The organism is Acinetobacter sp. 25-47-130 (assembly GCF_056779705.1).
In genome coordinates this window covers 293,563-306,533 of record NZ_JBWYII010000001.1, presented here as the reverse complement: position 1 = coordinate 306,533, position 12,971 = coordinate 293,563, and the positions used below count along the sequence as shown (strand labels likewise).

Genomic DNA, 12,971 nt, shown 5'->3' with positions numbered 1-12,971 from the left:
CGCCATGATAACTAAATTTTTAAAATTGGGTTTAATCTTCTCGATGACCACTTTAACAACGACAACTTTTGCCCAACAACACACCGTTTCATTGGGTTATGCTCAGTCTGAAATTGAAAATGCGTTTGATATTCGTGGTGTTCACGCTCAATATCGCTATGAACTCGAGACTCCTTTAAGCGTTATGGCAACAATGTCGTATCAAACTGGTGATGAAACTTGGATTGAACCAGGTGAACGCCAAGATACAGATGTAAAGCATTTTTCTTTGCTAGCAGGCCCTGCATATCGTCTTAATGAGAATTTCAGTGTTTATGGTGTTGTCGGGATCGCGCATTCAAAAGTTGAAAGCTCATATCGCGCCTTGAACATATACGAAAACATGGATCTAAGTGAAACAGCGTTTGCATATGGTGTTGGTATTAATATTAATCCTGCTCCGCAATATGCGATCAATATCGGTTATGAAGGCACTAAAGTTGATGGGGCTAAATTTGATGGGTTCAACATCAGCGCAGGTTATCGTTTCTGATTCTGCTTGAATACATAGAGAATTAATAAGAGGCTTTTTGCCTCTTTTTTGTCAAAATCATTGGATAATGTTTATACATTATTTGGATAGCGATAAATAGACAAATCCTATATAGCTAGAGTAAGTCTTATTATTCTACTTAGGATGTTTCATGCAAAAAAGAAAACTTGGACAAACTGATTTATTCATCGCACCCATCGTCTTCGGAGGAAATGTATTCGGTTGGACGGTTGATGAAAAACAAAGTTTCAAAATTTTAGATGCACTGTATGAGCGTGGATTTAACACCATTGATACAGCAGACTTCTATTCCATTTGGGCACCAGGCAATCATGGCGGCGAGTCAGAAACAATCATTGGTAATTGGTTAAAACAAAATCCAAGTAAACGTGAAGACATCGTGCTATTTACTAAAGTCGGTTTAGATATGGGGATTCCCGACCATCAAGGTTTATCTAAACGATGGATTATGCAAGCAGTTGAAGACTCTCTAAGCCGTTTGAAAACAGATTATCTTGATCTTTATTTTGCACACTGGCCTGATGAAAACACACCTCATGAGGAAACATTATCAGTATTTTCAAAGCTCAAAGATCAAGGAAAAATTCGCGCCTATGGCACTTCTAATTTTTCAGCTGATCAATTAGACGCTTCTATTCAAGCTGCACAAAAGATTGGTGTGCAACATTATCAGGTTCTTCAACCTGAATATAATCTTTACGATCGCGATGTATTCGAACAAACACTGCAACCCATTTGTGAACGCCATCAAATTGGTGTAGTAAGTTTTTATAGTCTGGCTAGTGGATTTCTATCTGGGAAATATTCGTCATTAGACAATATTCAAGGGCATCAACGTGCAGATACGCTTGTAAAATATTTTGATGAGCGAGGCTTAAACCTTTTAGATAAGCTCAGAGAAGTGGCATCGCGCCACAATGCGGCACCTGCTGAGGTAGCTTTGGCTTGGTTACTTGCGCAAAAGCATATTTCAGCACCAATCGCCAGTGCAACAAACCTTGAACAAATTACCCAATTTTCAAATGCAGTGAATCTTCAACTCTCACCAGAAGACATGCAAATTCTTTCAATAGTGTAAATATAAAAAAAGAGGCTATAAGCCTCTTTTTTCTCGTGACCAAACATCTATGCTTCAGTCGGTTTTTTGAGTTCCGTCATCGGCCAACGTGGCGTCGTTGTCACGGCTAAGCCATCATGCTGTCCTGCTTTTAAGCGTTGATATCCAGCAAAAGCAATCATGGCGCCATTATCCGTACATAAAGCTGGTTCAGCATAATATACTTGAGCTTTTATTTTAGCTAAATCTGCTTCAAGACGTTCACGAAGACGCTTATTGGCACTCACACCACCAGCAATGACCAAACGCTTAAGACCAGTTTGCTTTAATGCTTTAACTGATTTTTTGACCAATGTATCAACAATAGCCTCTTGAAAACTCGCAGCAATATCAGCGTCTCGGTTTTCATCACCTAATTTTTTCATTTGGACAGAAACCGCTGTTTTTAAGCCACTAAATGAAAATTCCAAACCTTGATGCAACATAGGACGTGGAAATTCAAAAGCAGTGGCATCACCATGTTCAGCAAGTTTAGAGATATTTGGACCACCTGGATAAGGCAGCCCCATCATTTTAGCAACTTTATCGAATGCTTCACCCGCTGCATCATCGATTGACTCACCTAAGATTTCATAATGTCCAATATCATATGCCGCCATTAATTGTGTATGCCCACCCGAGACTAACAAGGCGACAAACGGAAATTCCGGTGGAGTGGCTGATAAGAGAGGCGCCAACATATGCCCTTCCATATGATGCACACCAATGGCTGGTTTATTTAACGCAAATGCAAGCGTACGACCAAACAATGCTCCGGTCATGAGTGCACCCATTAGGCCTGGACCACGTGTATAAGCCACTGCATCAATCTCAGATTTTTTGATTTGACTTTCTTCAAGCAATTGATTGATTAAAGGAATTAATTTACGAACATGATCGCGTGACGCCAATTCGGGTACCACTCCACCATATTCAGCATGCAATTTAATCTGACTATATAACACCTGTCCTCTTAAGCCGACTTCGCTGTCATAGAGTGCGAGACCAGTTTCATCACACGACGTTTCTAAGCCTAAAACGATCATTAAATTGCCTTTAACCCATTTCAAAATATTGCTAAAGCTATTATAGACTTGTGATATGAGATGTAAATGAGTAAAATACTGACCTTCACTTGTGACTCAGCGCAATTCGGTGCTTAGTCTTATCCATAAACTAGAGGATTCTTCATGCCACAAGTTAAATTGAAAGAAGGCGAACCAGTAGACGTAGCTATCCGTCGTTTCAAACGTTCATGCGAAAAAGCGGGTGTTTTAGCTGACGTTCGTAAACGTGAATTCTACGAGAAACCAACTCAAGAACGTAAGCGCAAAAAAGCTGCTGCTGTTAAACGCTACCAAAAGAAATTGGCGCGTGAATCAGTACGTACTACTCGCCTTTACTAAGATTAATTTGTGATTGACTGCTCGGATATATAAATGACTACTTTAAAAAACCAAATTACTGACGTTTTGAAAGCAACAATGCGTGCTAAAGAAATGGATAAGTTAACGGTGATTCGTAGTCTCCAAGCAGCAATTAAGCAAATCGAAGTCGATGAACGCGTAGAACTAGATGATAGTCGAGTTCTCGCGGTCATTGAAAAACAAATCAAGCAACGTAAAGAATCGATTAAAGCTTTTGAAAGCGCTAATCGACAAGACTTAGCTAGTAAGGAACAAGCCGAGGTTGAGGTTTTATCTCAATTTCTACCAGCAGCTATGACTGAGGAAGAACTTGATTCAATTATTGCGCAAACGATTGCTGCGCAACAAGCTACTAGCATGAAAGATATGGGTAAGGTGATGAATTCTCTACGTCCGATCATAGCCGGACGTGCCGATCCTGCACAAGTTTCGAGTAAAATTAAAGCTCAACTTTCTTAAGTTTTCGTATTATGTTTGATTTGGTCTATTTAATAATGGCATTAAATAGTCCAGTCTAAATCACGTATCCCCGATATTATTACAACAATACTTTTTAGTTTTTCACTTTCTGATTATTTAAGCTCACATTGAATATTATATCTTTGTAAAATCTGCATTTCTTTCGATTGCTTCACTTTCACAACAACATCCTGCTTACTCATTCTAGAGTAGGAAAATGGTAAATCCTTTCGATATTTATCCACCACCTGATAAAAGCCATCGACATAAGTTCCAACAATGACACAATATCTTTGAGTCTGATCAACACTAAACTGTGTTGTATTTGGCGCTAGTGTTTTTAGAAAATGCCTCATATCGGCATTATATATTTGCGATACAACTTCAATCTCTTGTGTAAATTTAACAGGAAGTGTTTCCGCATGAGTGAACACACCCACCCCAAACAACATCATAAAAAATAGTGGCAATTTCATTATTAGATTCAATCACATAATTTAAAATATTTATTCATTCATCATTCTAAAACAATCTAACCATTAAGAATGAATAGTTTCAATAAAGTTAGGTTTGTATTCCTGGAAAAACTCTTCATAAGGTGGCGGTATTTTCCCTTCAACCACAGAACCGAGCCTTAAACGTATAACGCCTGGTAAATCAAGCCGATGTGAATATAAAGGACTTCCACATTCACCGCAAAATACTCTTGCCTTTAACTCGGTATGAAAATAAGACTTAAGCACATCTTCACCAGAAATTAACTCGAAGTTTTCAAGCGGGATCGGGCTATTCCATGCAGTAAAACCGCCTTGAGCCAACTGACAGTGCTTGCAATAGCACAAGATACTTTTCTCAAGATCACCATGATAAATATATTGCACCTTTCCACATAAGCATTGACCTTTTATCATTTAAACCTCTTATAATTTTTGTTGACGCTCATCCTGCATCATCCGCAGTCTTTGATTGATGACTGCACTCATAGAGTTATTCTCCTTGGCTAAACGCTGAGCATGAATAAGTGAGCGAATCGCATTGTCTTCCGCTCCCTTCCAATATTCAACTTCAGCCCGATATCGCAATACATTTACAGTACGTAAAGGATTTTTAATATCTAAATTTGCCGCTTGTTGTCGAATGAACCATGCTTGAGTATCACGATTATTGATTTGGATAAATTTATTCGCCAACCTTTCAGCAGCAACAAAATTTCCCTGTCGAATATAAATTTCAGCTAATTTATAACTTAAAGCACGATTTTCAGGTGTTATTCGTTGGCGCACCAATATCGTTTCCTGCGCAGAATCAAATTGATTGGTCGCCAAGTAGATATCTGCTTGAATAAGCGCGATAAGCTGATGATTTGGCTGGACTTTCTTAGCAAGCTCAATTTCTTTTTGTGCTAGATCAAAATCACCACGCTTTAAATAAAAAGCAGACAGTGCAATTCTTCCAGCCAATGCATTTGCTCTCACCACTCCCTTTAACTGTTCCTCGTTGGTTTGATTGGTCACAACTGCGGTATACCACTTGATCTGATCAAACTCAGAGAGTGTGTTGCTATACGGAACTTTAGGAAGTTGATCTGCTCGTAAACGTGCCTCACTGATGCGCTGAGTAGTCAAAGGATGTGTTAACCAAAAATCAGGAAGATAACTAATTTTTGGAGTCGCACGATTCATGGTTTCAAAAAACTCAGACATACTGTACGGGTTATATCCAGCACGATACATCAATTGCATTCCAATACGGTCTGCTTCACGCTCTTGATTACGACTATAACTTAACTGTCGATCCACTAATGCGGCTTGAGTTCCCATCATCAGTGCAGCACCTGCATTACCATCAGCTTGTGATGCAATTGCAGCACCCACAATGATACCAGCGAGTGCGAGCAATCCCTGCCCTTTAAAAGCCTCTTGAGAACGGCTGTAGTGTCTTTGCGAGACGTGTGCCACCTCATGAGCAACCACACCCGCAACTTCATCCATGTTCTTTGCCGACGTAATTAATCCACTATTCAATGCAAATAAACCGCCAGGTACAGCAAAGGCATTAATTTGTGGATCGTTTACAATCACCAAGGCAATTGGTTGACCTAACTGTGTTTGCGCAATAATTTTTCGGAATACAGCCATAAATTGATCTTCCAACCAAACATTGTTTAAGACTGGAAGTTGTTGCTGCACTTGACGATAGACTTTTTCACCGATCATTTTTTCTTTTTGTTGATCGATAAATCCAACACCACTATTAATATCAGGCACTTCAAATTGAATTTTATTGGCATTGTAGAGTTCATCAGCCGCCGCTGAAAAACTCGAACTCGCTATCAATAAAGCCAAAATGATCTTCTTCAAACCTGTATTCCTAAACGTATACTCCATCGACTATAACACTGAATAATGTGAAGATTAATGATGAACTGTTACGTTTATTATCACGCTCAAAATACTTTACTTATTCACAATATATTGAGGCTCATCCCCATCTAAGGCTTTTACCAGATTATCATAAGCAAGATTTGCCATTTTCATTCTGGTTTCTGCTGTCGCCGAACCTACGTGCGGCAATGTCACGACATTTTCCAATTGAAACAATGGTGATTCTTGGAGCGGCTCTTTCTGATAAACATCTAAACCAGCAGCAAAAATTTTGTGATTTTCAAGCGCCTCAATCAAGGCCGACTCATCCACAACTGATCCTCTGGCAATATTCACAAACACAGCATGTTTTTGCATTTTCTCAAATTGAGCTTTACCGATCAGCGCTTTCGATTGCTCATTTAAATCGACTGCAATGACGATAAAATCAGACGTTGAAAGTAAAGTATCAAGATCACAATATTTCGCCTTTAAAGGCTCAGCTCGCTCTATACATGGTTTTCGATTATGGTATTGAATATTCATATTAAATCCATAAAAACCACGTCGAGCTATCGCAGCACCGATATGACCTAAGCCAATGATACCGAGCGTTTTCCCATAAAAATCTTGACCAAATTGTGCAACACCAGCGGTACGCGTCCAATGTCCATGCTTTGTCCAAGAATCTAAATGTGTCACTTTACGAGCCGCACTCATCAATAAGGTAAAAGCCAAATCAGCAGTCGTCTCTGTCAACACATGAGGCGTATTGGTCAACCAAATACCCTGTTGTTTTAAATATTCAACGTCGTAATTATCATAGCCCACACTGACCGAAGAAATAATTTTAAGTTTTTTTGCGGTCTGTAAGTTGTCTTGATTTAAACGACGCCCAGCGCCTATCATCCCATCTGCATCCGCAACTTCTCTTAAAAGTTGCTCATTAATGTCACCCTGTTTTGGATTAATTTGAACGACCTGATATTTCGATTCTAATTGATTTAATATTTTCGGATCTATCTGACTAAATACCACAACCTTTTTTTTCATAAAACTCCCTCTTTAGATCCAGTATCGATTTAATTTTTAATTAAGTTCCACAAGCGACGCTTTAACAATGGCTGCTCAATCATGTCTTGTAAGCTTGCAATCTGCATATGCTGCGTCGTCGATATATGCGGCAAATACCCTAAGCTCAATATTTTTTTATCAACAGATAATGCATCGATAAAACCCTGTATAAATACTTCAGCACCTCTTCCATCTTGGAATTGTGCGAAATTAAATGGCCATTTTAAATCGTAAAACTGTGAACTCACACTACGCTGGATATTCACCCATAAGTTTTCTTGTTCTGTGGTGAGCGCTGTAGCATCTAGCAGAATAGTATGTGTTTTAGTGATCATCGCTTGAATTTCAAAAGCATCGATTACAAGCGGTTGACGCTCAACAACTTCATCTTGAGACTGTTTGTCATTTTCCACAAACTCTCGAGGAAGCTGCACACCGTCTGGATTACTTTTTAACTGAAGCGAAGAATCATCTTTATTTAGCTGTTCAGCTTGTGAAGCTGGTTTTGTGATGAACTGTTCTAATTGAGCTTGCGCAAATTCAGGAAAAGATACATCTGTTGGATGATTTTCTTCAACTTGATCGCGATATAAGGAAGGTTTGTAATGACGTGTTTGTGCCGTATTTTGTGGAATCCATATATCGATTCCCATCACAGCTAAGAGGCTTCTTTGATGCTCTAACATATTCACATTCATTACAGATGGACTGGCATGAGGGCTGGGTATTCTACCCACTTTTTTAATCTTTTACTGAACTTTTAATCCGCAAACAATCATAACTTAATTTCATTTCTGACGCATTAATATCCTTGCACCTTTTAAATTCAGAATGCATTGATAGCTAAACAATAATGACGCTATTTTTCTTATGCATTTGATCCACAATTTCATCACTTTCAAATCCAAGTCGCCAATATAATAATTCAAGTACATCTAACTCATCTTGTGTAATGATTCGATCATTCCATAAACATAATTCAGCAACACCCAAAATACTCAACCGATCTCTCAGCAACAATCCAGCAATATCATTAAGAATTTCACCTAAGTCGATAGGTTCATCTGAAATTTCTTCATAAAATTCAATTTCATCACGAGTTAAAATTCGTTCTAAGATTTGGGTTCTAACTTCAAGCTGATTAGCAGTATTTAACTGCTGAACATGTAATAACGCATCTATTAGCCTAACAATTTGCGGCTTAGCATCCTCAATTGAGGTTGGACGATGTATTGGCAATAAATCCAGTTGAGACTTCACCTTTTCAATCAGTAAAGCATCCAAAAGCCCAATTTCACCATCTTCTTGAATAATTTTAGCCAATTTAGTAATAAACTGACGCGCACTTGTAGCAGGCATATTTCCCAACTGCTTACATGCCTCATGAAAAATTTGAATATGCACTCGACCATCTATATTTAACAGTGAGTCGACAATTGCACGACTCACAGGCGCATCCGAAGGAATAAATTCACGGTACTGCCGAATCATTAAAATCGCAACCATCACTTCACGCGCACCAGTCGAAGTTTGCAAAGCCCTTTGAATGAGTTCTGGACGTTTCATCTGCTGTCTAACTTCACTATTTAAGGGTTTGATGGCATCCTTAATTGCAAAGCTGATCGGTGATAATCTTAATAATGGAAGTGGCTGTGGTGACATCCATGGATTATATTCTTCAGCAATAGACTCCTCTAAAGAACGCATTAAACTAAATAGTGGTTGATTTCGTAATTTTTGTAAATTTTCTAATTGAATATCTTCAAGTAAATTCGGATTTAATTCATATATACGATCTTGAATACAAGGTTGGATATTCAACCAACTTTGAGGACTAAGTGAGTTAGCAAAGCACATATGAGAAATAGCTTCAGAATATTCACTATGAATCTGTGATCCTGCGTGATGAACATAGATTCTTAATAAGGTTTGAATATTTGCATTACTACTCAATAATTGTCTTGTCATTGCATCGTTATACAATGTTCGACTACCCAAAGTAATATATTTCATCAGACGCGTAATAAAGACGCCTAAACTACCAATTAACCATATGACTCCACCGATCGCCACAAAAGTTGTTTCCAAACTATCTCTCAATTGATCCCGATTACGTCGAAATCCCTGCTTCGCGATTTTACTGCCCCATTGACTAAAGGTAATTAACCCACTGTATAAAATTTTAAGACGAGTATTTTCTCGAGTTTCACCCGATAAAATTTTATGGAATTCATGACCCAACAATCCATAAAGCTCTAACTCATCGAGATTTTGTAGCGCCCCCCAAGTCAGAATAATCACAGTATCTTTGGGATGAAAACCCGCAGTCAGTGCATTAACCCCTATTTCATCGGGTAAGACATAGAGTGTAGGTGTATCAATTGAGAAACGATGTGCTAATTTTTCAGCAAGCCTAAGCGCTGTACTTTCTTCTGGAGTACTTTCAATAAAAGTGAGTTGTCGTGCTTTCAATTGTTTTGCGAGCGTATGACCACCAGAGCGGAAGACATAAAACTCATAAACGACAGAACCACCGATAATGCTAATCAATAGCACCATCATATATGGACTGAGAAAATGCCACCAAATGGACTCAGAAGGATCAATATAATGAACCAACAATCCGAGCGTCGTGTTTAAAATGATAATTGCGAGCACAATAACAATTAAACATACGCTTAATGACCACAGCATATTTTTGTTTTTAATAAAGTAACCACTAACATCTTTCAATGTAAAATTTCCTCATTACATTGTGTTGTGATCATAAATTAAAAAAGCGGGAAATACCCGCTTTTTCAAATAGAAAACTATAAATTAATTTTCTTTAATACCACTCAGATCAACTGAGGCTGCATCAATATTTAGATCGATATAACCATCTTTGGTTTTCTTGGCAGAGTCATTACGCTTGCGCTCTAAACCATCGAGATATGACTCATCAATGTTACCCGCAACGTAAATACCGTCAAATACTGAGCAGTCAAAGTCAGTTAACTCAGGTACTTTTTTCGTACGAACAGCTTGCTTTAAATCTTCCAAATCTTGGAAAATCAAACGATCAGCACCAATCATTTCACGAATTTCTTCAACATCACGATTTGAAGCAATTAATTCGTTTTTAACTGGCATATCAATACCGTAGACATTCGGGTATTTCACCATTGGTGCAGCCGATGCAAAGAAAACTTTTTTAGCACCGGCGTCACGCGCCATTTGAATAATCTCATTACACGTTGTGCCACGCACAATTGAGTCATCTACAAGCAATACGTTCTTATCTTTAAACTCTAATTCAACTGGATTGAGCTTTTGACGTACAGACTTTTTACGCAACTGCTGACCCGGCATAATGAAGGTACGACCGATATAACGGTTTTTCATGAAACCTTCACGGAATTTCACACCGAGTGTATTGGCAAGTTCTAAAGCGGATGTACGCGAAGTATCTGGAATAGGAATGACAACATCAATGTCATGGTCCTCACTCCATTCACGCAGGATTTTCTGCGCCAACTTCTCACCCATTTTCAAACGTGCTTTGTATACCGAAATTCCATCAATGATGGCATCTGGACGAGCGAAATAAACATACTCAAAAATACATGGGCTATGGTGTGGGTTAGCCGCACATTGCTTCGTGAATAGATTACCCGCATCATCAATAAAAATTGCTTCACCTGGCATCACATCACGTTCAACTTTAAAACCAAGCGCTGTTAAAGCAACTGATTCGGAAGCAAGAATATATTCAACACCATCATCGGTATCACGCGATCCCAAAATTAAAGGTCGAATACCATTTGGATCACGGAAGCCAACTAAACCATGACCTGTGATCATCGCAACAACAGCATAACCACCTTTACAACGCTCATGCACACGAGTGACTACATGGAAAATATCATCCGCAGTCGGTGTAAGTTTGCCGCGTTTTTGTAATTCATGTGCAAAAACGTTTAATAACACTTCTGAATCTGAATCAGTATTCATGTGACGTAAATCTGTTTTAAACAGATCATCATGAATCTCGTCAGCATTGGTTAAATTACCATTGTGCGCTAAAGTAATACCATAAGGAGAGTTTACGTAAAATGGTTGTGCTTCAGCGCTACTCGATGAGCCAGCTGTTGGATATCGGACATGACCAATTCCGTAATTACCTAACAATGCACGCATATGACGTGTATGAAATACATCACGCACCATGCCATTGTCTTTTCTCAAAAAGAGACGACCATTATGGCATGTCACAATCCCTGCAGCATCTTGTCCACGATGTTGTAACATCGTTAATGCATCAAACAACATTTGGTTAACAGGTGATTTACCAGCTATACCAACAACTCCACACATAGCAACCTCGCAGACAAGCTAGGATTAATAAAAAGGATTATTCGTTGAATGAGATGACGAATCATCTTGTTCAGAAGATGATTGACGAGAAGAATCTGATGATTGATTCGACTCTTCTGATTTCATATGACTTAAAGCTTTTGACGCTGTCTCTTTGGTGTACTCAGTCGCTAAAGGCGCGTAAGGCAATAAAGTTTGAATAAACTTAGATTGTTTCCAATGTGGAGAGCTCTCTACAAATGAACCAATCCCTTGCATAGTAATGAGGACGATTAAGAGACCTTTCAAGGTGCCAAATGCACCACCTGCCAATCGATTTAATGGACCAAGCTTTAAGCTTTTCAGCAACCGATTTAATATTGCAGTGACGATCCAAGTCAAAACAACAATAATCAGAACAATAAAAGCAAATGCCGCTATTTTTTGAACCACAGGATCTTGACTGAGTGCGGACATTGAAGGCGCAATTTTACCCGCAAATTTTGCACCCATAATGAGTGCAAAAATCCATCCTACCAAGTTCGCAAAGGCTTTAACGAATCCTTGACGCAAACCGTTAAGCCCTCCAATGAGCAGAATAATCAGTATAAAGATATCGATGGTATTCATAGATTAGGTCATAGCTTGTACGCAATCTTTAATCAGTTTTGGCCCTGTATAAATTAGACCACTGTAAATTTGAACCAATTGCGCACCCGTTTGCTGTTTAGTCGCGGCTTGATCACCACTAAGAATACCACCAACACCAATCAATGGGATTTGACCTTGAAGTAATTTTGAAAATGCAGATAGACATTGTGTACTTTTTTCAAATACAGGCGCACCAGATAAACCACCTGCTTCATCACCATGCGCTAAATTTTCTACACCCTCACGTGACAAAGTCGTATTGGTCACAATCAGACCATCAATTTTAAATTTAATTAATTGAGATGCAATAAATTCAATATCTGACTCAGTTAAATCTGGGGCAACCTTTAATACCAGTGGAACATAGTGTTGATATTGTTCAGCAAGTTCAAGTTGACGATTTTTTAAAGTTTCAAGAAGTTCTGTTAATGCATGTCCACTTTGTAAACTACGTAAGTTCTTGGTATTCGGAGATGAAATATTAACAGTAATATAAGATGCATAATTATAAACTTTTTCTAAACAAATGAGATAGTCAGTTACAGCATCTTCAACTGCTGTATCGGCGTTCTTACCGATATTGATACCTAATACACCTTTATAATTTGCTGCTTTAACATTCTCAATCAGCTGATCTACACCATCATTATTAAAACCCATACGATTAATAATCGCTTGAGCCTCTGGAAGGCGGAATAAACGCGGTTGAGGATTACCAGACTGAGGTCGAGGGGTAATGGTTCCAATTTCGATAAAACCAAAACCTAAACTCGCAAGTGCATCAATATATGCACCATTTTTATCTAAACCTGCAGCCAAACCAACTGGGTTTGGAAATTGAATACCCATACAAGTTACTGGCTTTGGGTCTATTTTTTGACGCATTATGCCAAACTTATATGTCGATTTAAGCATTGATAATGTCAAATCATGTGCACGCTCAGGCGCCAATGAAAATAGAAATGGACGAGCAAGCGAATATAACATATCTCAAAAACTGCGGTTTTTTAAGT

General features: G+C 38.5%; 14 protein-coding genes. 4 read left to right on the top strand and 10 right to left on the bottom strand.

From position 1 onward, the window contains the following. The first annotated feature begins 4 nt into the window (after window positions 1–4). Window positions 5–532, top strand: coding sequence for an Ail/Lom family outer membrane beta-barrel protein (locus AC1M83_RS01470; protein WP_481589803.1), 528 nt, complete (start codon window positions 5–7; stop codon window positions 530–532). A gap of 151 nt (window positions 533–683) precedes the next feature. Continuing rightward, window positions 684–1,631 carry an aldo/keto reductase gene (locus AC1M83_RS01465; protein WP_481589802.1) on the top strand — a complete coding sequence of 316 codons (948 nt, stop codon included), beginning with the start codon at window positions 684–686 and terminating at the stop codon, window positions 1,629–1,631. Between the two features lie 47 nt (window positions 1,632–1,678). Here the strand turns inward: AC1M83_RS01465 and tsaD are convergent, their stop codons facing one another. Then, a complete protein-coding gene (gene tsaD, locus AC1M83_RS01460) occupies window positions 1,679–2,695 on the bottom strand; it encodes a tRNA (adenosine(37)-N6)-threonylcarbamoyltransferase complex transferase subunit TsaD (RefSeq protein ID WP_035268741.1) in 1,017 nt (338 codons plus the stop codon). A 144-nt stretch (window positions 2,696–2,839) separates the two neighbouring features. On the opposite strand from tsaD, the gene rpsU reads away from it, so the two are divergent. Both rpsU and AC1M83_RS01450 read left to right on the top strand, forming a co-directional pair. Beyond that, complete coding sequence (rpsU, locus tag AC1M83_RS01455) at window positions 2,840–3,055, top strand: 30S ribosomal protein S21 (protein WP_001136722.1); 216 nt, start codon at window positions 2,840–2,842, stop codon at window positions 3,053–3,055. 33 nt (window positions 3,056–3,088) lie between these two features. Then, a complete protein-coding gene (locus AC1M83_RS01450) occupies window positions 3,089–3,535 on the top strand; it encodes a GatB/YqeY domain-containing protein (protein ID WP_035268744.1) in 447 nt (148 codons plus the stop codon). A 113-nt stretch (window positions 3,536–3,648) separates the two neighbouring features. On the opposite strand, the gene AC1M83_RS01445 is transcribed toward AC1M83_RS01450, so the two are convergent. The 9 genes from AC1M83_RS01445 to AC1M83_RS01405 all read right to left on the bottom strand — a co-directional run bounded on the left by AC1M83_RS01445 (window position 3,649) and on the right by AC1M83_RS01405 (window position 12,945). After that, window positions 3,649–4,011, bottom strand: coding sequence for a hypothetical protein (locus tag AC1M83_RS01445; RefSeq protein ID WP_035268745.1), 363 nt, complete (start codon window positions 4,009–4,011; stop codon window positions 3,649–3,651). 63 nt (window positions 4,012–4,074) lie between these two features. Continuing rightward, window positions 4,075–4,446 (bottom strand): GFA family protein, encoded by a 372-nt coding sequence (locus tag AC1M83_RS01440; protein ID WP_180027612.1) that lies wholly within the window; start codon window positions 4,444–4,446, stop codon window positions 4,075–4,077. 9 nt (window positions 4,447–4,455) lie between these two features. After that, window positions 4,456–5,895: a M48 family metalloprotease gene (locus AC1M83_RS01435; RefSeq protein ID WP_481589801.1), complete on the bottom strand. Its 1,440-nt coding sequence runs from the start codon at window positions 5,893–5,895 to the stop codon at window positions 4,456–4,458. Window positions 5,896–5,991: 96 nt separating this feature from the next. Next, window positions 5,992–6,951, bottom strand: coding sequence for a 2-hydroxyacid dehydrogenase (locus AC1M83_RS01430; RefSeq protein ID WP_035268754.1), 960 nt, complete (start codon window positions 6,949–6,951; stop codon window positions 5,992–5,994). A 29-nt stretch (window positions 6,952–6,980) separates the two neighbouring features. Next, window positions 6,981–7,709: a hypothetical protein gene (locus AC1M83_RS01425; protein ID WP_155756986.1), complete on the bottom strand. Its 729-nt coding sequence runs from the start codon at window positions 7,707–7,709 to the stop codon at window positions 6,981–6,983. 106 nt (window positions 7,710–7,815) lie between these two features. Then, window positions 7,816–9,705, bottom strand: a complete 1,890-nt coding sequence (locus tag AC1M83_RS01420) for a M48 family metalloprotease (protein ID WP_035268759.1) — start codon at window positions 9,703–9,705, stop codon at window positions 7,816–7,818. Between the two features lie 84 nt (window positions 9,706–9,789). Then, window positions 9,790–11,328, bottom strand: a complete 1,539-nt coding sequence (gene purF, locus AC1M83_RS01415) for an amidophosphoribosyltransferase (protein ID WP_035268762.1) — start codon at window positions 11,326–11,328, stop codon at window positions 9,790–9,792. A gap of 24 nt (window positions 11,329–11,352) precedes the next feature. Then, entirely contained in the window at window positions 11,353–11,937 is a 585-nt protein-coding gene (locus tag AC1M83_RS01410) for a CvpA family protein (RefSeq protein WP_035268765.1), read from the bottom strand. A gap of 3 nt (window positions 11,938–11,940) precedes the next feature. After that, window positions 11,941–12,945 (bottom strand): quinone-dependent dihydroorotate dehydrogenase, encoded by a 1,005-nt coding sequence (locus AC1M83_RS01405; protein WP_481589800.1) that lies wholly within the window; start codon window positions 12,943–12,945, stop codon window positions 11,941–11,943. Window positions 12,946–12,971: the final 26 nt, after the last annotated feature.

Coding starts and splice junctions, on each gene's coding strand:
- AC1M83_RS01430 (WP_035268754.1), bottom strand. CDS start 6,951: ATGAAAAAAAAGGTTGTGGTATTTAGTCAGATAGATCCGAAAATATTA.
- AC1M83_RS01470 (WP_481589803.1), top strand. CDS start 5: ATGATAACTAAATTTTTAAAATTGGGTTTAATCTTCTCGATGACCACT.
- AC1M83_RS01405 (WP_481589800.1), bottom strand. CDS start 12,945: ATGTTATATTCGCTTGCTCGTCCATTTCTATTTTCATTGGCGCCTGAG.
- tsaD (WP_035268741.1), bottom strand. CDS start 2,695: ATGATCGTTTTAGGCTTAGAAACGTCGTGTGATGAAACTGGTCTCGCA.
- AC1M83_RS01445 (WP_035268745.1), bottom strand. CDS start 4,011: ATGAAATTGCCACTATTTTTTATGATGTTGTTTGGGGTGGGTGTGTTC.
- AC1M83_RS01465 (WP_481589802.1), top strand. CDS start 684: ATGCAAAAAAGAAAACTTGGACAAACTGATTTATTCATCGCACCCATC.
- AC1M83_RS01440 (WP_180027612.1), bottom strand. CDS start 4,446: ATGATAAAAGGTCAATGCTTATGTGGAAAGGTGCAATATATTTATCAT.
- AC1M83_RS01450 (WP_035268744.1), top strand. CDS start 3,089: ATGACTACTTTAAAAAACCAAATTACTGACGTTTTGAAAGCAACAATG.
- AC1M83_RS01410 (WP_035268765.1), bottom strand. CDS start 11,937: ATGAATACCATCGATATCTTTATACTGATTATTCTGCTCATTGGAGGG.
- purF (WP_035268762.1), bottom strand. CDS start 11,328: ATGTGTGGAGTTGTTGGTATAGCTGGTAAATCACCTGTTAACCAAATG.
- rpsU (WP_001136722.1), top strand. CDS start 2,840: ATGCCACAAGTTAAATTGAAAGAAGGCGAACCAGTAGACGTAGCTATC.